The sequence below is a fragment of the Mycobacterium sp. IDUB_5 genome, from assembly GCF_055419565.1.
In genome coordinates this window covers 1-254 of the sequence record NZ_JBVAXX010000020.1, presented here as the reverse complement: position 1 = coordinate 254, position 254 = coordinate 1, and the positions used below count along the sequence as shown (strand labels likewise).

The following is a 254-nucleotide window of genomic DNA, read 5'->3' as shown; positions in this document are numbered from 1 at the left end:
GCGGCGTTCGTCAGGGTCGACGCCTTCCCCCTCACCCCCAGCGGAAAGCTCGACCGCAAGGCCCTACCCGACCCGGTTCCGGTCGAGGGGACCGGCCGCGTTCCGTTCACCGAGACACAGCGTCAGCTGGTCGATCTCTTCAGCGCAGTGCTGGACTATGAGGTCACCGACATCGATGCGGATTTCTTTGCACTCGGTGGTCATTCGTTGTCGAGTATTCGGTTGATCAGCAGGGTGCGGTCGGTGTTCGGGGT

The 254-nt window shown here is 63.0% G+C and carries 1 protein-coding gene; it reads left to right on the top strand.

Translation table 11 applies throughout. From position 1 onward, the window contains the following. A partial coding sequence (locus ACZY1G_RS27825; protein WP_463818376.1) for a phosphopantetheine-binding protein occupies window positions 1-254 on the top strand: 254 nt, incomplete at both ends.